The sequence below is a fragment of the Eubacterium multiforme genome, from assembly GCF_030813415.1.
Lineage (GTDB): Bacteria > Bacillota > Clostridia > Clostridiales > Clostridiaceae > Clostridium > Clostridium multiforme.
Genome location: NZ_JAUSUF010000005.1, coordinates 161,458 through 183,166 on the forward strand (window position 1 = coordinate 161,458; position 21,709 = coordinate 183,166).

At 26.8% G+C, this 21,709-nt stretch carries 18 protein-coding genes, 1 riboswitch and 1 other annotated feature; of the genes, 13 read left to right on the forward strand and 5 right to left on the reverse strand.

Annotated elements, in window-relative coordinates:
- The first annotated feature begins 50 nt into the window (after nucleotides 1-50).
- Nucleotides 51-623, forward strand: a complete 573-nt coding sequence (locus J2S18_RS09255; RefSeq protein ID WP_307486098.1) for a 5-formyltetrahydrofolate cyclo-ligase — start codon at nucleotides 51-53, stop codon at nucleotides 621-623.
- Nucleotides 624-664: 41 nt separating this feature from the next.
- Here the strand turns inward: J2S18_RS09255 and thrS are convergent, their stop codons facing one another.
- Nucleotides 665-2,596 (reverse strand): threonine--tRNA ligase, encoded by a 1,932-nt coding sequence (gene thrS, locus J2S18_RS09260; RefSeq protein WP_307486101.1) that lies wholly within the window; start codon nucleotides 2,594-2,596, stop codon nucleotides 665-667.
- A 74-nt stretch (nucleotides 2,597-2,670) separates the two neighbouring features.
- Nucleotides 2,671-2,881: a binding site (T-box leader), on the reverse strand.
- Between the two features lie 43 nt (nucleotides 2,882-2,924).
- Nucleotides 2,925-3,329 carry an HNH endonuclease signature motif containing protein gene (locus J2S18_RS09265; protein WP_307486103.1) on the reverse strand — a complete coding sequence of 135 codons (405 nt, stop codon included), beginning with the start codon at nucleotides 3,327-3,329 and terminating at the stop codon, nucleotides 2,925-2,927.
- Between the two features lie 169 nt (nucleotides 3,330-3,498).
- Here J2S18_RS09265 and J2S18_RS09270 point away from each other — a divergent pair, with 169 nt between their 5' ends.
- A complete protein-coding gene (locus J2S18_RS09270) occupies nucleotides 3,499-4,173 on the forward strand; it encodes a hypothetical protein (RefSeq protein WP_307486105.1) in 675 nt (224 codons plus the stop codon).
- Between the two features lie 122 nt (nucleotides 4,174-4,295).
- A riboswitch (SAM riboswitch) is annotated at nucleotides 4,296-4,467 on the forward strand.
- Nucleotides 4,468-4,633: 166 nt separating this feature from the next.
- Nucleotides 4,634-5,959: a Na+/H+ antiporter NhaC family protein gene (locus J2S18_RS09275; RefSeq protein ID WP_307486107.1), complete on the forward strand. Its 1,326-nt coding sequence runs from the start codon at nucleotides 4,634-4,636 to the stop codon at nucleotides 5,957-5,959.
- Nucleotides 5,960-6,127: 168 nt separating this feature from the next.
- Here the strand turns inward: J2S18_RS09275 and ispF are convergent, their stop codons facing one another.
- A complete protein-coding gene (gene ispF / locus J2S18_RS09280) occupies nucleotides 6,128-6,601 on the reverse strand; it encodes a 2-C-methyl-D-erythritol 2,4-cyclodiphosphate synthase (protein ID WP_307486110.1) in 474 nt (157 codons plus the stop codon).
- A gap of 160 nt (nucleotides 6,602-6,761) precedes the next feature.
- Between ispF and J2S18_RS09285 the strand changes: the two genes are divergently transcribed.
- The 4 genes from J2S18_RS09285 to J2S18_RS09300 all read left to right on the forward strand — a co-directional run bounded on the left by J2S18_RS09285 (nucleotide 6,762) and on the right by J2S18_RS09300 (nucleotide 10,914).
- Nucleotides 6,762-7,805, forward strand: coding sequence for an anti-sigma-I factor RsgI family protein (locus tag J2S18_RS09285; RefSeq protein ID WP_307486112.1), 1,044 nt, complete (start codon nucleotides 6,762-6,764; stop codon nucleotides 7,803-7,805).
- Nucleotides 7,774-8,580 carry a 23S rRNA pseudouridine(2604) synthase RluF gene (gene rluF / locus J2S18_RS09290; protein WP_307486116.1) on the forward strand — a complete coding sequence of 269 codons (807 nt, stop codon included), beginning with the start codon at nucleotides 7,774-7,776 and terminating at the stop codon, nucleotides 8,578-8,580. The genes J2S18_RS09285 and rluF overlap by 32 nt, the downstream gene beginning before the upstream one ends.
- 210 nt (nucleotides 8,581-8,790) lie before the next feature.
- Nucleotides 8,791-9,507 (forward strand): DUF3298 and DUF4163 domain-containing protein, encoded by a 717-nt coding sequence (locus J2S18_RS09295; protein ID WP_307486118.1) that lies wholly within the window; start codon nucleotides 8,791-8,793, stop codon nucleotides 9,505-9,507.
- Nucleotides 9,508-9,537: 30 nt separating this feature from the next.
- Nucleotides 9,538-10,914, forward strand: coding sequence for an aldehyde dehydrogenase (locus tag J2S18_RS09300; RefSeq protein WP_307486121.1), 1,377 nt, complete (start codon nucleotides 9,538-9,540; stop codon nucleotides 10,912-10,914).
- A gap of 80 nt (nucleotides 10,915-10,994) precedes the next feature.
- On the opposite strand, the gene J2S18_RS09305 is transcribed toward J2S18_RS09300, so the two are convergent.
- Complete coding sequence (locus tag J2S18_RS09305; RefSeq protein WP_307486123.1) at nucleotides 10,995-13,634, reverse strand: cation-translocating P-type ATPase; 2,640 nt, start codon at nucleotides 13,632-13,634, stop codon at nucleotides 10,995-10,997.
- A 425-nt stretch (nucleotides 13,635-14,059) separates the two neighbouring features.
- On the opposite strand from J2S18_RS09305, the gene J2S18_RS09310 reads away from it, so the two are divergent.
- The 6 genes from J2S18_RS09310 (at nucleotide 14,060) to pyk (ending at nucleotide 20,904) form a co-directional block, all read left to right on the forward strand.
- Nucleotides 14,060-14,737, forward strand: coding sequence for a response regulator transcription factor (locus J2S18_RS09310; protein WP_307486125.1), 678 nt, complete (start codon nucleotides 14,060-14,062; stop codon nucleotides 14,735-14,737).
- Nucleotides 14,724-16,121, forward strand: coding sequence for a sensor histidine kinase (locus J2S18_RS09315; protein WP_307486128.1), 1,398 nt, complete (start codon nucleotides 14,724-14,726; stop codon nucleotides 16,119-16,121). Before J2S18_RS09310 ends, J2S18_RS09315 begins: the two co-directional genes overlap by 14 nt.
- A gap of 19 nt (nucleotides 16,122-16,140) precedes the next feature.
- Complete coding sequence (locus tag J2S18_RS09320) at nucleotides 16,141-16,929, forward strand: DUF3919 family protein (RefSeq protein WP_307486130.1); 789 nt, start codon at nucleotides 16,141-16,143, stop codon at nucleotides 16,927-16,929.
- On the forward strand, nucleotides 16,913-17,923 hold the full coding sequence (locus J2S18_RS09325; RefSeq protein WP_307486133.1) for an extracellular solute-binding protein: 1,011 nt from the start codon (nucleotides 16,913-16,915) through the stop codon (nucleotides 17,921-17,923). Before J2S18_RS09320 ends, J2S18_RS09325 begins: the two co-directional genes overlap by 17 nt.
- Before the next feature lie 127 nt (nucleotides 17,924-18,050).
- On the forward strand, nucleotides 18,051-19,388 hold the full coding sequence (locus tag J2S18_RS09330) for an MFS transporter (protein WP_307486136.1): 1,338 nt from the start codon (nucleotides 18,051-18,053) through the stop codon (nucleotides 19,386-19,388).
- 103 nt (nucleotides 19,389-19,491) lie between these two features.
- A complete protein-coding gene (pyk, locus tag J2S18_RS09335) occupies nucleotides 19,492-20,904 on the forward strand; it encodes a pyruvate kinase (protein ID WP_307486138.1) in 1,413 nt (470 codons plus the stop codon).
- 315 nt (nucleotides 20,905-21,219) lie between these two features.
- Here pyk and J2S18_RS09340 read toward each other — a convergent pair whose 3' ends face one another.
- A complete protein-coding gene (locus J2S18_RS09340) occupies nucleotides 21,220-21,579 on the reverse strand; it encodes a CoA-binding protein (protein WP_307486140.1) in 360 nt (119 codons plus the stop codon).
- Nucleotides 21,580-21,709 lie beyond the last annotated feature (130 nt).

Sequence of the window (21,709 nt, forward strand, 5' to 3'; positions counted from 1 at the left end):
ATAATTAAAATTCACTTAAAAATAACCTTATAAAAGATAGGGGGTTATTTATGAATATCAAGGAATTAAAAAAAGAAATTAGAAAAAATATTATTGAAAAACGTAATAAAATAAAAATTAAAGATAAAGTTTCTATGGATAGGAAGATTATTGATGTACTTAAAGAAGAAGAATCCTATAAAAAAGCAAGAGGGATTTTTGTTTATATTGGGTTTGGTTCAGAAATAAATACAAAAATAATAATAGAAGATGCTCTTAAAAAAGGAAAAGAGGTATATGTACCAAAAGTCAAAGGAAAAGAAATGCTTCTAATAAAAATAGACTCTTTAGAAAATTTAGTCACAAGTAGTTATGGAATATTAGAGCCAACTGGGGATAATAACGATTTTGATGTGGATAAGTTAGATCTTATTATTATGCCTGGAGTTGCTTTTGACAATAGAGGAAATAGAATAGGTTATGGGGGAGGATATTATGATAGGTTTTTAGAAAAAAATAAAATCTATTCAGAAAAAATAGCTTTAGCCTATGAATTTCAGATTTTAAAATCAATTACTAGTGAAAAACATGATATTAAGGTAGATAAAATAATAACAGAAGAAAGAATAATTAATATACTATAAATAAAAGGTACGTATAGCATTTATACGTACCTTTTATAATATTAAAGTGCTTTATCAGCGATTTCTTTAAGTAATCTAGCCTTGAAGTCTTCAAAGTTAATTGAACCTTCATCGTCATTCTTTCTGCTTCTAACTGAAACAGCATTATCATTCATTTCTTTTTCACCAACAACTAGGATGTAAGGAATTCTTTCAAGTCTTGCTTCTCTAATTTTATATCCAAGTTTTTCAGCTCTATAGTCAGCTTCAACTCTTACACCATTATTTTTTAAATCTTTAACGATTTTTTCAGCGTAATCATTGTATTTGTCTGATAGAGGAAGAACCTTTGCTTGAACTGGTGCAAGCCAAGTTGGGAATGCTCCTGCAAATTTTTCAATAAGCATAGCAAGTGTTCTTTCATAACATCCAATTGATGATCTATGGATAATATATGGACGTTTCTTTTCTCCATTTTTATCTATATAAGTCATATCAAATCTTTCAGCTAGAGCAAAGTCTATTTGAACAGTTATGATTGTATCTTCTTTTCCATGAACATTCTTAAATTGAATATCAAGTTTTGGTCCATAGAATGCTGCTTCATCATCAGCTTCAACATAATCTATCTTTAAGTGGTCTAAAATATTTTTCATTATAACTTGAGTCTTTTCCCAAGCTTCTGGATTATCAATATATTTTTCTTTATTCTTTGGATCCCATTTTGAGAATCTATAAGAAATATCATCTGCAATTCCTAAAGTATTCATTATATAGTCAATTAAACTTACAACGCCTCTAAATTCTTCTTCTAATTGTTCTGGAGTAACAATTAAGTGACCATCAGCTAAAGTAAATTGTCTAACTCTTATAAGTCCATGCATTTCTCCTGATGATTCATTTCTAAATAGAGTAGAAGTTTCAGCATATCTTATTGGAAGATCTCTGTAACTATGTTGTTCTGAATTATAAATTGCATATTGGAATGGGCAAGTCATAGGTCTTAAAGCAAAAACTTCATCGTCCTTTTCTTCATCTCCTAAAACAAACATTCCATCTTTATAGTGATCCCAGTGTCCTGAAATTTTATAAAGGTCACTCTTTGCCATATAAGGAGTTTTAGTTAATACATAACCACGTTTTTCTTCTTCATCTTCAATCCATCTTTGAAGTGTTTGAATTATTTTAGCTCCTTTTGGCATTATTAAAGGAAGTCCTTGACCTACATTTTCATCAGTAGTGAATAATTTTAATTCTCTACCAAGTTTGTTGTGGTCTCTCTTTTTAGCTTCTTCAATAGCTACTAAATGTTCTTCTAAATCTTTATTTTTTAAGAATGCAGTACCATATATTCTAGTAAGCATCTTATTCTTTTCGTCGCCTCTCCAATAAGCACCAGCACTTCTTAAAAGTTTTATAGCTTTCATTGGTTTAAGTGACATTATATGAGGACCTGCACATAGGTCTACGAAATCACCAAGCTTGTAGAATGAAATAACTTCATCTTCTCCTAAGTCATTTATAAGTTCAACCTTGTAAGGTTCATCCTTCATAAGTTCTAAAGCTTCATTTCTTGGAAGTTCAAATCTTTCAATTGCAGGGTTTTCCTTAACTATTTTTTTCATTTCTGCTTCAATTTTAGCTAAGTCTTCAGTAGTAAAAGCACCTTCTTTATCAAAATCGTAATAGAAACCATCTTCAATTGAAGGTCCTATAGCAATTTTAACATCTGGGAATAATCTTTTAACTGCATAAGCTAATACATGTGATGCAGTATGTCTTAAAGCATCTTTTCCTTCTTTTGAGTCAAAAGTACAAATTTCAATTTCTGCATCCTCATTAACTTTGTGACGTAAATCAACAACCTCTCCATTTACTAAACCGCAAAAAGCATTTCTAGCAAGGCCTTCGCTTATACCTTTTGCTATATCTAAAACTGATACGCCTTTTTCAAATTCTTTTACTGAACCATCTTTTAAACTAATTTTAATCATTTAAAAAACTCCTTTCTTTCGTGTATATAAACTAAAAAATATTATCTAAAATAAAAAAACTCCGTCTCTAAAAATATAGAGACGAAGTATAACATCCGTGGTTCCACTCTAGTTATCCTTAAAAAATTAAGAATCACTTTGGCTTGTCGTAACGTGACAATAACGGACTGGATTGGAGTCACTCCGAGGTAGTTTTCTGTTAAGCTCATATAAAAATACTTACAGCTAATGTATTTTCTCTCTGAAAATGAGGATTTAACATACTCTTCTCATCAACGTATTTATCTTCTTAAGTTATTTTATATTATAATCATACAAATTTCATATGTCAATAAATGCTTTCATAAAGTTTTTGAAGTTTTATATTTTCTAGTAATTCTTCTGAATAATAACTTTTCCCCATAAGAATAAATATAATATCTTCTTTCCTGTAACCTTCTTTATATAATTTTAAATCTTTTACAATACGTTTAATTGTATTACAGGAAGCTTCAAGGATATTACAAAGTTCTTTGATGGAATAAAACTCCTTATCTAATAATTTGTATAATTTTTTTTGTAATTTAATTTTATAAAGAATATCTGTTTCTAAACAATGGTGAGGTCCTTTTTTGCCCCTATGATGTTCCTCGCATAAATACATATAATTTAATTTTATATCAAAGCCACCTTCACTTCTATGAATAATATGATGAATATCAGCTTTTTCATTACAAATTTCACAAAAATACAAATAATATCCCCCTTGCTAATATTTAAAATTATAGACAAAAAAGTTAATAAAATCAATTTCAAAAAAAATATTTAATAAAAATTAGTTTTAAAAAATAGGGGTAAATGTAATAAAAGATGGTATAATATACTATATAGTATATTATATTTAAAGAGGAAAGGTGATATGTATGAAAGACAATTATAATTCATTTGAATTTTGGACTAGTAATGTAAACGAACACAAAAATATAAGAGGACATGCGTTTACTGAAAATTTACCAACTAATAAATCTGTGTACGTGCATTCCCTTATATTTTCAAATAAGAATGGAATAGAGAATGTATATTCATATTTTCCAAATGTTAAAGCACTATTAGGATATATTCAACATTCATTTTTACAAAAAGCATTTTATAATTGGGCTTATGGAACAAAAGAATTAATAATGAAAATTCCACCTAAGCCAACAGCTGAATTAATAAATAGTATTTTTTCTGATAATAAGATTGATAAAGATGAATTAAAAGCTATGAAAAAGCAGTATGGAATTTTAAATAATTTGTGGGATAAAGATGATAATGAAATTATTAGAACATTAATAAAGTTTTGTAGAGAATTCAATAAAGTTTGGGTTGGAGATAACACAAAATTTTTATATATAAAAATATTTAAATCAGCAAAAGATTTAGGAGAGTTTGTTGCAGAGTCAATTGAAATGACTAAGAAAGAACAAGAGTTTAAAGATGATATAGGGGTTTCAATAAAGGATTGGAGAAAATTATGTTCAGAGGTAGGAACTAATAAAGAGATATCTAAAGCTTTTAGAAAAATTTTATTAAATAAATTATCTGAAACTCTTTAGGAAAAATTGTACTTAGGGAAATAACCTAAAGAATAATTAGGTTATTTCCTTTTTGATAAATTTTAAGGTATTGACAGTTTAATTTAACACTGTTACAATTAATAGTAATAAAATTTAAAAAAGTCTTATCAAGAGTGGTGGAGGGACTGGCCCTATGAAACCCGGCAACCTACTAATAATTATTGTAGGAATGACTATAAGAAATCAATGTATAAAGTAAGTGCATTGATTATTTGTCGTTTTTAATTATTAAGTGTGGTGCTAATTCCAGCAGTATTAACTGATAGATAAGTGGTGTTTATAGAGTATATAAAGCTTCTGATTTCTGTCAGAAGCTTTTTTATTTTATAGATTATGTTTTAAATTAGTATTTATTTTAGTTAAGTATTAATGGCTGAATTAAAATAAATACTCAGCTAAAATATAGCCTGACTATAAATTATAAGGAGGAGAAAGGGAAATGAATGAAACAAAGAAAGGAAATTGGTGGGCACTTATACCATTAGTTGTATTTATAGTAGTGTATGTGGGGATTGCTATAGTGGCTAAAAACTTTTATGCTGTTTCAGTAATAATACCATTTTTAATTGCAGCAGTTACAGCACTTCTTATGAATAATAAAGTTAAATTTGAAGAAAAATTACAGATTTTTTGTAAGGGTGCAGGAGATTCTAATATAATATTAATGATTTTAATTTTTGTACTAGCAGGTGCGTTTGCTTCAGTAGCTAAATCAATGGGAGCAGTTGATTCAACTGTTAACTTAGGGCTTTCAATATTACCACCAAATTTATTAATAGCTGGAATATTTATAGTAGCTTGTTTTATAGCTTTATCAGTTGGAACTTCAATGGGAACAATAGTTGCACTTGTACCAATAGCTCTTGGAATATCAGAAAAAACTGGAATAGCTGTGGCATTAGTAGTTGGTGCAGTTGTAAGTGGAGCTATGTTTGGGGATAATTTATCAATAATATCAGATACAACAATAGCAGCAACTAGGACACAAGGTTGTGATATGAGGGATAAATTTAAGATGAACTTTAAAATAGTTCTCCCAGCAGCAATTATAACTGGAATTATATTTATGTTAATAACTAGTGGAACTGAAACTTATAGTTTAGGTAGTTATAATTATAGTTTAATAAAAATAGTGCCTTATATAGGAGTTTTAGTAGCTGCACTTTTAGGTATTAACGTTATATTTGTTTTAGGTTCTGGAATAGTACTTTCAGGAATTATAGGAATTTTTACTGGAAGTTTTGGAGTTATAGATCTTTTTAAGAGTATGGCAGAAGGGATTTCTGGAATGAGTGAGTTAATAATAATTTCCTTATTAATATCTGGAATGGTTGCTCTTATAAAATATAATGGAGGAATTGATTTTATCCTTTATAAGGGACTTAAGAAATTTAAAACAAGAAGAGGTGCAGAACTTGGAATTGGTGCATTAGTAAGCTTAGTTGATATTTGTACTGCAAATAATACAATAGCTATTGTTACAGTTGGACCTATTGCTAAAGATGTATCAAATGAATTTGATTTGGAGCCAAAGAGAGTAGCAGGAATTATGGACATGTTTTCCTGTGCATTTCAAGGGATTATACCTTATGGTGCACAACTTATTTCAGCAGCAGGACTTGCAGCTATTTCACCTTTTGAAATAATGCAATATTTATATTATCCGTATTTAATGGGGATATCAGCTGTAATTGCAATAGTAGTTTATTGGAGTAGAAATAAAGAAGAGAATGTGGTGGAATTAACTTATAATACAAATATTTAAGGTAATATTATAAAAATCTTATAAATTCAATGAAAAAAGCAAAATAATAAATTAACTGGAAAAATTTTTTATAAATAATGGCTATGTTTTAAAATAGTGTTGATTTTAGATAGAACTGAAGGACTATCTAAAATCAACAATCACTTAAAACATAGCCTAAATTTTTAATTAAATTTTGTTTACTAAAGCTATACATTGAGAAGAAATTCCAAGCCCTTTCCCTGTAAAGCCAAGGCCTTCTTCAGTAGTAGCCTTTACATTTACTCTATCAAAATCTATGTCTAAGGCCTTTGCTATATTTTCTCTCATTTTTGTTATATGAGGAGCCATTTTAGGAGCCTGTGCAATTATAGTTGCATCTAAGTTTCCTATTTTGTAGTTATTTTCTTTTAAAAGTCTGCTAACTTCTTTAAGAAGTTTTATACTAGAAATTCCTTTGTATTTTGGATCAGTATCAGGAAAATGTTTGCCTATATCACCTAAGGCAGTAGCTCCTAATAGTGAATCCATTATTGCATGTGTAAGTACATCAGCATCAGAGTGACCAAGTAATCCAAGGTTATAAGGAATAGTTACTCCTCCAAGGATTAAATCTCTATTTTCAACTAATCGATGTACATCATAACCTAAACCAATACGCATATTTTTTCACCTCTAATAAATAATTCTTTTATAAGTTTACCATAAAAATAATTATTAATTTGTAATTTGATTTAAAAAAAACCTATATTTAGGTATAATTAAGTAGAATAATAATAGCATATGAGAAAAATAGTATTAAATAAAGGGGAGAAATGTAAAGTTGGAGATATTTGATAGAAATAAGTATAGATTTTCAAGCCAGCCAAATTTGGTAGAAATAAGTGAAGAGGTAAACAAGTTAAGGGCAGAGCAAATATCTTCACTAGAAGAAGAACTTTATTCTTATAAAGTTTTATTTAAAGATTTGCTTTCGGCAACTCCAAGTTATAAGGACAGGAATACAATTTTAAGTATGACATTCTTTATAATAGAAAATGTGGATTTATTAGAATATATACAAGATAAAAAGAAATTACCACCAAATATATTAGCTAAAAAAACTATGCAGCCAAGAGGGTTTATAGAGAAATGGAATGATTATATACTTTCATATGTAATTATATTTTCAAATCCTAATTATAAACTTATACAAGACTACATGAAATATGAAGAAATAGATGAAGAAAAAGAAGAGGAAAATAAAGAAAATACAAGTCTTGTTCCAATTAATATAGAAACAGACAATTCATTAAGAGGATTACTTATAAGAAAGTTTAAATTTAGTGGTTGTATCTTAACTAGCATGGGAGAATTTAAAAAAGTAAAAGTTGAAGCCGATATGAATGATGGGGAAGAGATTAATACAACACCTAAAAAAAGTTTAAAAGATTATAAGTTATACATTGCAATTGCAGTAGTTATCCTTATATTAATTGGTGGAGGATTTTTTAGGCAATATTATAAAATAGATAGAAGTATTTTAATAAATACAACATCACAAGTAAAGTTAGATGTTAATTCCTTTGGTAATGTAATAAGTTCATATTCACCAACAACTAAAGGTGAAGAAATGCTTAAAAACTTAAAAATTAATAATAAGAAATTAGATAAAGCACTTGAAGAAATATTAAGTTACTCTAAGGATAATAAAATGATTCCAGAAGGAAGAATTATAGTAACTATTACTGGGAATCCTTTAAAATATGGAACATTAGAAAAAACAGGGGAATTTGTATCAAAAAACAATATAAACCTATTGGTTAATAATGTTGGAAAGGAACAAAAGTTATTTAATGCAACACAGAAACAAAAAGAAAAAAAATAATAATATAAAAAATAATTCAGAAAATATAATTAGTCATTCAGATAGAGGAAATGAAATAAGACTTAATAAATATATAAGTGAAACAGGGGTATGTTCTAGGAGAGAAGCTGACAAGATAATAGAAGCTGGAAGAGTTACTATTAACGGAAAGAAAGCTGAAATGGGAACTAAAGTAACTAAAGGACAAATAGTAAAGATAGATGGAAGAAAAATATCTAAAGAAGAAGAGGTTGTATATATAGTTTTAAATAAACCAACTGGAATTACCTGTACAACTGAAAAAAAGGTTAAAGGAAATATAGTTGATTTTGTTTCCCACGAAAAAAGAATATTCCCAATAGGAAGATTAGATAAAGACTCACAAGGATTAATACTTTTAACTAATGATGGGGATATAGTAAATAAAATTTTAAGGGCAGGAAACAATCATGAAAAAGAATACATAGTAACTGTAAATAAAAAGATAACAGATGAATTTATTGAAAAAATGGGTTCAGGAGTTAGAATACTTGGAACAGTTACTAAGGAGTGTTTTGTTAAAAAAGAAGGAGATCGTACCTTTAGAATAATTTTAACTCAAGGAATGAACAGACAGATAAGAAGAATGAGCGAAGCTTTAGGATATGAAGTAAAAAAACTAAAAAGAATTAGAATAATGAATATAAATTTAGGAGATTTACCTATAGGAAAATGGAGAGATTTAACTAAAAAAGAGCTTAAAGGCTTAAATGATTTAATTCAAGATTCTAAGAAAACAAAGGAAATAGATAAATAATTTAAATAGGCATTTGTAACATTTTAAGTGTTATGAGTGCCTATTTTTTTATGAAATTCAAAATATTACTAACATAATCCACATGTCCTTGTGGATAAGTTGTTATAAACTTGTTGATATACCTGTAGATAATTTCTTGTATTTTGAAGAATACTATTAAAAAAGGAGATTTTTCAAAAAAAATTGTTGTAAAAGGTAGGAGAATATATTTTGAAGATTAGATTTTTAAAGACTTTAGCTATATTGTGGATAACTTTTATAAGTATAAGTTTTGCACAGAGGTTGTGGATAAGTGATATTAGAACTATAAATGAAAGTGTACTTATTGAAAACAAGCAAATAAATAAAAAAGATAATTGTATTGAAATTGATGTAAGTTATCCTAAAATATCAAATGAAAAATTTAATAATATAAATAATGAAATATTTAATTGGACAGATAATTGGATTAAAGAAGTTGAAGGAGTTTTAGAAGACTATAAAAAGAGTGGATATATATGCAATATTAAGTATCAGCTTTATTCAAGATATTATTTAACTAAAGAAGGAAATAATATTTTAAGCTTTTATATAGATTATTATCAATTTACTGGTGGAGCACATGGAATCACAATGAGAAAGGCCTATTCAGTTGATAAAAATAGCGGAAAAAATTTAAAACTTAATGAGTTATTTAAGAAAGGATATAATTATAAACAGATTATTGATGAGGAAATTAGAAAAGAGATAAATAAGAATAAAGAAAATTATTTTGATAATGGTAGTTCTTTTAAAGGAATAGAGGATAATACTAAATTTTATATAAATGATGATAATTTAGTTATTTATTATGAACAATATGAAATAGCACCATATGCAGCAGGCTTGCCAGAGTTTAATATATCTTTAAATAAGTTTAATGGAAATCTAGTATATGATAAAATCTAAGTAAATAGAAAAACTAGAGGTGACCAAAAAATGGGGGAACTAGAAAAAGTATTACAAAAGCAAAAAGAGTTTTATAGAAGAGGAAAAACAAAGGATATTAATTTTAGATTAGATAATCTAAAAAAGTTAAAGGAAGTTATAAAAAGAAATGAAGAGGATATTCTTGAAGCTTTAAAGAAAGATTTAAGCAAGTCTTTTTTTGAAGGATATTCTACAGAGGTTGGTATAGTATATGATGAAATAAACTATCAACTAAAGCATTTAAGAAAGTTTATGAAAAGAGAAAGAGAAAAGAGTTCAATAATTTACTTTCCAAGTAAAACTTATATATATAAAGAACCTTACGGAGTGAGTTTAATTATAGGTCCTTTTAATTATCCATTTCAACTTATATTAGCTCCTTTAGTTGGAGCAATAGCAGCTGGGAATTGTGCTATAATAAAGCCTTCTGAATACTCAATAAATACATCAAAAGTTCTAGAAAAAATATTAAATGAAGCCTTTAATGAAGAGTATATAAAAGTTGTTGAACCTGAAGGTGGAAGGGAAACAGTAAGTGAATTACTAACATTAAACTTTGATTATATTTTCTTTACAGGTAGTGTTATGGTAGGAAAAATAGTAATGGAAGCAGCTTCAAAAAAATTAATTCCAGTAACATTAGAACTTGGTGGAAAAAGTCCTTGTATTATTGATGAAGATGCTAATCTAGAATTAAGTGCAAAGAGAATAGTATGGGGAAAATTATTAAATGCAGGACAAACTTGCGTTGCACCAGATTATTTGTTTGTAAATAAAAAAATAAAGGAAAAGTTCTTAAAGCTTTTAGTTAAAGAGATTAAAGATCAATATGGAGAAGATATAAAGAAAAATTGTGAATATCCAAGAATTATTAGAGAAAGAGATATTGAAAGATTAAGTGGATATTTAAAAGATGGAAATATTTATTTTGGTGGAGAATTTAATATAGAGGAAAAATATATGATGCCAACTATTCTTACAGATGTGAGTGTAGATAGTAAAGTTATGACTGATGAAATTTTTGGACCTATATTTCCTGTACTAGAATTTGATGACTTAAAAAATGTTATTAATTTTGTAAATGATAGAGATAAGCCATTAGCTTTATATTATTTCTCAGAAAGTAAAGAAAAAATAGAATATGTTCTTAATAATACAACTTCAGGAGGAGTTACAATTAATGATACAGTGTTACAAGCTGCATCTAAATATGCTCCCTTTGGAGGTGTTGGATGTAGTGGAATGGGAGCGTATCATGGAAAGGCAAGTTTTTATACTTTTACCCACAGAAAAACTGTTATAAAGAGGGGAACATTTATAGAATTTCCACTTAGGTTTGCACCCTTTGGAGATAGAATAAATTTAGTCAGAAAAATTATGAAATAATAATTAGGGAGGTATATAAAAGTAAATTTTATATACCTCCCATTTATTTTAAATTATTTATACTGTAGCCTAATTTTTATCTAAGCATGATGTACTTCTTCTTCCTCTTTAGAATCCTTTGAGAAAGCTTCTTTAAATACTTTTATACCTTGTATTATAACAGTTGGTAGGAAAGCTAAAAGGTAAATTAGTCCCATTTGAGTGTGTGAAAGTTTAGAGACTGCAAATAATCTTTGTAGTGGTGGTACAAATAATACTAAAGTTAAAAGTACTGCACCAGTTAAAAATGCATAGATTGAATATTTATTTGTAGTTAATCCAAGTTTAAATATTGAAGATTTACTACGACAATTAAATCCATGGAATAATCTACCTAAGCAAAGAGTTGCAAAAGCCATAGTGCTTGCAACAGCGGCACTAGTTTCAAGTCCTATATGGAATGCAACTAATGTAAATATCGCAATTATTAAACCTTCAAGACCTATATCAAAAACAAAATCTTTAGTTAAAATAGATTCTTTACTATCTCTTGGCTTGTCTTTTAAAAGATCTTTAGTAGGTTTTTCTACACCAATTGCAATAGCAGGTAAACTATCAGTTAAAAGATTTATAAACAATAAGTGTACTGGCATAAATGGTACTGGAAGTGCCATTAGTGATGCATAAAGAACTGCAATTATTCCAGATGCATTACCAGAAAGTAAAAACTTAATTGAATTTTTTATATTTGCATAAACATTTCTTCCATTAGTAACAGCTTTTACTATAGTTGCAAAGTTATCATCTGTAAGTATCATAGATGCAGCATCCTTTGAAACTTCAGTTCCTGTAATACCCATTGCGATACCTATATCAGATTGTTTTAAAGCAGGAGCATCATTAACTCCATCACCTGTCATAGCAACAATTTTACCTTTGTTTTGCCAAGCATTAACTATTCTAATTTTATGCTCAGGAGAAACTCTTGCATAAACAGCTATGTGTTCAAGCTTTCTATTTAATTCTTCATCACTCATTTTATCAACTTCAAGACCAGTAACTGCCATATCTCCATCTTGAAGAATTCCTATTTGTTTAGCAATTGCAGAAGCTGTAATCTTATGGTCACCAGTAATCATAATTGGTTTAATACCAGCTGATATACAATCTTTAACTGCTTCAGCAGATTCTACTCTTGGAGGATCAATCATTGATATTAATCCTAAGAAAGTGTAGTTATTTTCATCATCTAAAGTTAAATCACGAAGCTCTGGAAGTTCCTTATAGGCAAAAGCTAAAACTCTTAAACCATTTTGAGAAAGTTCCATATTTGTATCTATTATATTTTGTTTATCATCTTCAGTTATTTTTCTAACACCTTTTGAAGTTTTTATAGAAGTAATTCTACCTAATAGTACATCAAAGGCACCTTTAGTAAACATTATAGTTTTTCCATCAATTTCATGAACTGTACTCATAAGTTTTCTATCTGAATCAAAAGGAATTTCCTTTAATCTTTTAAATTCATCTCTTATAGCAGTTTCTTTTAAATTGTATATGTGAGCAAGATTTACTAAAGCAACTTCTGTTGGATCACCAATTTCTTGTCCATCTATTGAAGTTGAGTCATTACATAAAACTGCACTATTTAAAAGATATTGTTCAGTTTCATTTGTTAAATCTAAGTCCTCAGAATTTATTAATTTACCATCAATAAAAATTTGTTTTGTTGTCATTTTATTTTGAGTAAGAGTACCAGTTTTATCTGAACAAATTATTGATACAGAACCTAAACCTTCAACAGCTTTAAGAGATTTTATTATTGCATGTTCCTTTGCCATCTTTTGAGTTCCAAGAGCTAAAACTATTGTAACTATAGAACTTAAAGCTTCTGGAATTGCAGCAACTGCAAGGGCAACAGCAAACATTAATGCATCAAGTATTGGAGTATTTCTATATACACTTAATCCAAAAACAATAACACAAATTATTAGTATAACAATAGCAAGCTTTTTTGAGAAATCATCTAAACTTATTTGAAGAGGTGTTTTCTTTTCTTGAGTTTGCTCCATAAGTGTAGCAATTTTACCAAGTTCTGAACTCATACCAGTAGCAGTAACAACAACTAATGCACGTCCATAAGTAACAAGAGAACTAGAGAATACCATATTCTTTTGATCTCCTAATGCAAGTTCATCTTCATTTATTACTTCATCAGTTTTAGTAATACTATCTGATTCACCAGTTAATGCACTTTCATTTACTTGAAGAGAAAAGTTTTCAATAATTCTTCCATCAGCAACTACTAAATCTCCAGCTTCAAGTATTAAAATATCTCCAGGAACTACATCCTTTGAAGGAACTTCAATTTTTATTCCATTTCTTAAAACTTTAGCATTAGGAGCAGAAAGGGCCTTTAAACTATTTAAAGATTGTTCAGCCTTAACATGTTGTACAGTACCAAGTATTGCATTTAAAATTATAACTGCAAATATTACGATAGTACTTTCAACATTTCCAGTTGCAATAGAAACAATACCAGCAATAATAAGTATTATAACTAATAGATCTTTGAATTGTTCAAAAAATACCTCTATAGTGCTTTTTTTCTTTTTTTCATTTAATATGTTTTCACCAAATTTTTCTCTATAAAGAGTTACTTCATCATCATTTAAACCATCTTTTGTAGTTCCAAAATTGTGAAGAACATCTTCAGTAGACTTGTTAAAAAATTTTTTCATTAAAAAATTACTCCTTTCAAACAAATTAGATTTTATTATCATAACAAAAAAGACTTTTAATATAAGTTATGATTTATAAATCATAATTTATATTAAAAGTCTCGTAACCACTAGGGTATATAACACCAGGCATAATATATACCGAGAATGTTGATGTTATATTTAAAACTACTCCCTCTTAAGGTATTAAGTTATTATAATTAGCATAAATCTATATACTAAAAATGTCAATAGAATATAGAATAAATTATTTGATAATTATTTTAAAGTTAAGACTACATAAAATAATTATCAAATAAAAACAAAGTGTTAATATTTTAAAGAAATATTAAAATATTAAGTAATAAATTAAAGGATATATAAATGTTTTTATTGCTATAATTTATATAGTGTATTTATTTAATAAATTAAGGGGAGTGTACAAAATGAAAATACTTGCAGTAGATGACGAATTTAGTATTTTAAGGTTATTAAAAATAACTTTAGAAGTTGAAGGGTATGAAGTGTTTTTAGCAAAAAATGCAGTTTGTGCATTAGATACAATAATAAAGGATTCACCAGATATAATAATTTTAGATGCCATGCTTCCAGATATAGACGGGTTTAATCTTATACATAAAATAAAAAAGATAAAAGATATTCCAATAATTATGTTAACTGCAAAAAGTAATATAAGTGATAAACTTCTAGGATTACAACTAGGGGCAGATGATTACATAACTAAACCATTTAATAGTACAGAACTTCTTTTAAGAATAAATGTAATAAAGAAACGTTTATTTAGTTCTGAGAAAAGTTGTGAAAAAGAAATAATAAACTTAGGTAAAATAAAATTACTTTTAAAAGAAAAAAAGGTTTTAATAGATAATGAGCCAGTTGAAGTAACTTATAAAGAATTTCAGGTATTAAATTATTTATGTGAAAACCATGGGAAAGTATTTTCAAGGGATGAACTTTTAACTAAAGTTTGGGGATATGATTTTGAAGGAACAACAAGAGCAGTTGATATGTTAATACAAAGACTCAGAAAAAAACTTGGACCTTGCCAAGGATACATTAAAACTATATATGGATTAGGATATAAGATAGATGAATTTGAATAAAATTAAATTAAATATAAAGAGTAAAATTGTTATAACAAGCATTTTTATTCTTTTTCCTATAATTGTTTTTATCTGTATAATAACCTTTAAAATATTAACTGCAAATCTATTAAATAGTTCTATAAATTCACTTATTGCAGAAAGTAAATCAGCTCAAATATATATTCAAAATATAATTAATGAAAATAAGGATTCCAATATTAATTCTATTATTGATGATTATGGTCCATATATATGTAATGAACTTAAAGATAGATTTAATGTTAGAGTTCAATTTTTTAATGAATATCAAAAATTAATATACGACACTACATCTGACAAGGATATTTTAAGATATTATAAAGATATAGATGAGGCAACTAATGGGAATAAAGCTTATATAACAAAAAATATAGATGGAATGCCTTACATATTTATTTCTTCACCAATATTTTATAAAAATAAAGTTTGTGGAGTAGTAAGATTTGTTTTTAAGGACATATCAACTTATACAATAGTAAGGAAGGCCTTTTATATTGTATTTATTGTTGCGTTATTTTTTATGATCTTAGGTATAATTTTATTCTATATGTTTGCAAAAAAACTTACAAAGCCTTTAATTAAACTTACTGATTATTCTCAAAGGATTTCTAATGGGAATTATGATGAAAAGGTATTGATAAAAAGTGGAGATGAAGTAGAAGTACTTGCAGATGCCTTTAATGAAATGAGTGAAAATATAAATATATATATAAAAGAAATCAAAAAATCTTACAAAAATCAAAAGGAATTTTTCGATAATATATCTCATGAATTTAAAACTCCTTTAACTTCAATAATTGGTTTTTCGGATGTTATGCCTAAACTAAATGATAAAGAACAAATAGATGAAAGTTCTTATTTTATAAAAAAAGAGGGAGAGAGGCTTTTAGATTTAGTAAATGAAATATTAGCTATTGCAAAAAGTGAAAAGGACTCTTTTCAAATCACAAATGAATTCATTAATTTAAATAAAATAGCTAGTGAATGTATTTCTATATTGCAGCCTAGGTTAGATAATTATCATATAATTGTTGAAAATAATTGTATTACTCACTTTGTTTATGGAGATTACAATAAAACAAAGCAGGTTTTCTTAAATGTATTAGATAATGCTATAAAATATAGTGGGTGTGAAATATTAATAATTGATTCTTTTAAGTATGAGGATAGATTTGAAATACAAATAAAAGATGATGGAATTGGATTTGATACAAAAAATCCAATTAGTGAAACAAGTACAGGATTTGGACTAAAAATATGCAAAGATATAATGAAAAATCAACATGGAACTTTTAAAATTGAGAGTGAATTATATTCAGGTACAACCTGTACAATAATTTTTTATAAGTACTCTTCTAATTAATATATGAAAGGATATTAAAATGAAAAATTATATTAAATATTTAATAGCTGGTGCAGTTACAATAATAATTATAATTTCTATAGTTTTATTAGGTAATTTTAATACTGTATATGATAAGTTAACAATTGTAGAAAATGAAGCTTCAGCAGTAAAATCTTTAAATACATCAATACCAAAGCAGATAATAATACATACAGGTTTTTATAGGAAAACAATAATTACAAGTAAACTTGAAATAGATCATATATTAGATTTAATTAACACAATAAAGAATTCATCTTCAAATAAACATGAAGTAGTTGAAAGTAATAATTCATCTTATACAGTTAATGGAGAAATATTTTATAACAATAATAAAGTTGATAAATTTTCTTTAAATAACAAACTAACTTTTGATGGACATACTTATAATGCAAATTCGTACTTAATAAATATGCTTCATAGAGTGCTATTTAATTACTTTAATACTTATGAGCATTTAATTGATATTTTAAATACTAATAAATCAAGTATATATTACATAGGTAAAGATGAAAATTTCTATTTAACTAAAAAACAAAAATTAAATTTAGCTAAAGAATTATCTAAGTTAACTCCAATGAATGATAAAGTTAAGTTAAATAAAACTAATATAAATGATAAAAAACTTTATACTCTTAAAATAAAAATAAATAAAGATTTAGAAAATAAAACAAATAATTTAGTATTTATTGATGTATATAAAAATTATATTGTTATTCAATTTTTAGCTGATGATAATGGTAAAAAAATTTATATGGAAGGTGCTATAAATGAAATTAAAAATTAAGTTTAAAACTATAATGGTGGTGTTTCTGATAAGTATTGTTTTAATTACATCAGTTTTTTGTCTTAAAAGAAATATAGCGCCTTCAGTTCCAGACCTTAGTAAGGAACATTTAGTTGTTTACTCTTGCTTGCGTGGAGAGGAAACTAAATCTATACTAGAACTTTTTAAGGAGAAGACTAATTGTTCTTATGAATATATACAACTTCCAACCCAAGAGGCAGTGTCTAGAATAGAAGATGAGAAATCATCACCTAAAGCAGATATATTTTTAAGTGGAACAGGAGTTAGTTTAAAAAAGCTTGCAAAGGATAATTTAATAAAAAGATATACATCACCTAATGATAAAAATATACCTAAGATTTTAAATGGAGAATATGGTAATGGAGCAGCCTTTGAGGTTCATCCTTTCTCAATAGTTATAAACAAAGAAATATGGGATGAAAAATTTAAAAGTAAAAAAGTACCTCTTCCAGAAAATTTTGAAGATTTAACAAATCCAAAGTTTAAAGGACAAATAGCTTTGCCTAATCCATTAACATCTGGTACTGGACATAGTTTTATAGCTTATTTAAATGAATCATTAGGAGAAAAAAAGTATAAGGACGTTATTACAAAAATAAAAAATAATACAGGTTTTCTATCAACTAGAGGATATAATGTAGTTCAAAATGTTGCATCTGGGGAATATCCTATTGGGGTAGCCTATTTAAGCAATATAAGATTAATGGAGGAAACTACTAAAAATCTTATAGTAATTACTCCTAAGAATACTGGTGTAGATATACATGGAGTAGGGATAATTAATAAGCGTGACAATTTAAAGGCTTCAGAGGCTTTTATAGATTTTATTCTTTCAACTGAAACTCAAAAGGATTTAAAGAAATTTTCTACAGCTATTCCTGTTATAAATTATGAAAACAACGGAAACGAAAATATTATTGGAAATTTAAAAGATGCAGATTCAGCTATAAATATATGGAAAAATATTAAATAATATAAGGTTTTTTAAAATCACACGAATGTTACATTTGTAATATATTTGTGTGATTTTTTGGTTACGTTAATCGTTTAACATAAACTCATAGAAATTATAAATTATATTTTTAAGGAGGGTCTGTTAAATGATTGGTTTTTTAAAACCTGCTCCAACAATAGAGCGTTTACCAGAAGATAAAATTAAAAAAACTTATAAAAATTATCGAATTCGTATGTTTATTATGATAATGATAGGATACATGTCTTTCTACTTAGTAAGAAAGAATTTTGCAATTGCATCCCCATTATTAGTACAAAACTTACATTTTACAAAAACAGAAATAGGACTTATAAGTAGTGCCTTTGCAATTTCATATGGACTTAGTAAATTTATACTTGGCACATTGGCTGATAAATCAAATGTTAAAAACTTTTTATGTACAGGACTTTTAGCTTCAGCGTTAATTAACGTAGGTTTAGGATTTACAAAAAATCTTTGGATATTCGTAATACTAATGATATTAAATGGTATATTCCAAGCTATGGGTGCTCCAGCATGTCACATAGTTATAGGAAAATGGTTTAGAAAAAATGAACGTGGACTTAAGATGAGTACTTGGAATACTTCTCATAATATAGGTGGTGGATTAGTTGGACCTTTAGGAACTTTATCACTATTTATATTTGGTGCTAATTGTTATCAAAGTATATTCTTCTTACCAGCAGTTATTTGTATAGTCATTGTTGTTATTATGTTTTTAATTGGTGCTGATACTCCAGAATCTGTAGGATTACCTTCAATTCAAGAATACTATGGAGATGAAGTTTTAGAAGAAGAAAAAAATGTAGATAAAAATGCTCTTTCAATGAAAGATATAATGTTTAAATATGTATTAAAAAATAAGTATGTTTGGATATTAGCTATAACTAATATATTTATATACATAGTAAGACAAGGTATGGTTGACTGGATTCCAATATACTTAACACAATCAAAACATTTTTCATTAGCAGATGCCAACTGGGCAATGATGTTATTTGAATATGCAGCAATTCCAGCAACTATATTAATTGGTTGGTTATCAGATGTAGTCTTCAAAGGAAACAGAGCACCACTTGGAATTATATGTATGCTTGGAGTATTAGTTGCAGTATTTATATATTGGAAAACTGATAGTTACTTAGTATCAATGCTTGCAGTTGCTTTTGTAGGTTGCTTTATATATGGACCAGCAATGCTTATTAATATGAGTTTAATTGATCTTGTTCCAAAATTTGCAGTAGGTTCTGCAGATGGTTTTGCTGGATTAACAGCATATCTTATTGGACAACTTAATGCAGATCTTTTAATTGGTTACTTTGCAGATAAATTTGGATGGAATGGTGCATTTATATTTATGCTAATAGGTGCAGTATGTGCATTATTTGGACTAATTCTTCTTCAAGTAACAGTAAGCAAAAACAAAAAGAAAGCTACAAATTAATAAAAAGCCGTTAAATGCTATTAATATAAAATAAAAAAACTTAACATCATTAGTTTAGTTTTGATGTTAAGTTTTTTTATAACAATTACAAGAGGTGATTACAATGCAAAAAACAAAAATGATATTTACCATAGGGCCTTCAAGTAATTCAAAAGAAATGTTAAGAGAATTTATAATAAATGGAATGAATGTGGCTAGATTGAATTTTTCTCATGGAACTCATGAAAGTCACTTAGAAATTATAAATAAAATTAAAGATTTAAGAGAAGAACTAAATACTTCAACTGCACTACTTGCAGATATAAAAGGACCTAAAATAAGAACAGATAAATTTAAAAATGATTCAGTTATTTTACAAAAGGGAGAAACTTTTATATTTTCATGTGATAAAGAAATATTAGGAGATAGCACTAAATGTTCTATTTCATATAAAGATTTATATAAAGAAGTAAAACCTAGTGATGTTATTTTAGTAGATGATGGATTATTAGAGTTTAAAGTTAATGAAATAATATGTAAAGATATTATTTGTACTATATTAACAAGTGGAAAAATATCAAATCATAAAGGGGTAAATGTTCCAAATGTAAAAATAGGATTACCTGCAATAACAGAAAAAGATGAAGAGGATCTTAAATTTATTTGTAAAAATGATATAGATTTTATAGCAGCTTCTTTTATAAGAAAAGCTTCAGATGTTAATGAATATAGAGAAGTTTTAAAAGAAAATGGAAGAGAAGATATAAAAATAATATCAAAGATTGAAAGTACAGAAGGAATAGAAAATATAGATAGTATAATTGAAGCATCTGATGGAATAATGGTAGCTAGAGGAGATATGGGTGTTGAAATACCTTTAGAACAAGTTCCAATAGCACAAAAAAGTATAATAAAAAAATGTAATATGGCAAATAAAGTTGTTATAACAGCAACACAACTTTTAGATTCAATGATAAGAAATCCAAGACCAACTAGAGCTGAGGTAACAGATGTTGCAAATGCTATTTTAGATGGAACAGATGCTGTTATGCTTTCAGGTGAAAGTGCATCTGGATTATATCCATTAGAAGCAGTTAAAACTATGAGTAAAATTGCAAAGGATGCAGAAACTCATTTAAACTATGAAGAAATAATAAATCAATTTAAAAATGAAAAAATAGAAAATTATGATGAATTAATAAGTTATTCAGTAGCAGAAACTGCAATAAAATTTCCAACTAAAGCTATAGTAGTTAAAGTATCTAATGGGAAAAAGGTAAAGTTTATATCTAGATATAGAACTATAGTACCTATAATTGCAGTAACAAATAATAATAAATTAGCTAGATCGTTAGCATTTGAATTTGGTGTAATTCCAGTTATAAATGATGAATATAAAAATAAAGATTTTTCATTAATTGCTAGAGAAATTGTTTTAGAAAATAATATAGCAAATAGGACTGATACTATATTAGTTATAGATTCAAGTGATGATAATTTTGGTAAAAACGATCTCTTAAAAATAGAGAGCGTTTAAATATAATATACTATAAAAAAAGAGACTTTCTTAGAAAAATATAATTAGGATAGAAAACAAAATAATAAACAGGCAGATTTAAAGGCAAACATTTCCAAAAAAACAAATTTAAGAAACTTATAAGGAAAATTTATTGATCTCTAAAAATTATAATCTCCAAAAATTTTAGATACTCCTACATAAATTTTTTATTAAAAATTCTTAAATTTAAACCTCACTGTAATATTTATGACCCTTATTATTTTGTTTTCTCTTAACTATATAATTTTGAGAAGGTTTCTTTTTTATTTAAAATATAGCTTAATATAAAATCAATTATAATTGAACTAAAGCACAACCTTGTACTGCATTTATATTATTTTCTTTGCAGTAGTCTAGTATTTCATCACTTTCAGCACCTGGTTGAATTAAAATATTTTTAATATTTAACTCATTAGCTTCTTTAATAAAATCAAATCCAACTATAGGATTTATACATAAGTCTATAGCATCAATTTTATAAGGAACATCCTTTAGAGAGTTATACACACCATCAAGTTTTTTTAAACTAACACCAGAAACTAGGCAGCCTTTAAGTTTAAATTTTTGCAAAATCTTATAAGCATACTTATCTTTATTAGTTACATCTCCAATAACAACCCAATTTTTACAGGAAATCATATCTTTTATAGACATAAAAATTCCTCCTTTCCTATATTATTATTTTACAACTAAACTAAGTTATTATAAAAATTATTAATATGTAAACTTATTTAAATAAAGGGATAAAATATAAATATGAAAAGGTATAAATGATATAATTAAT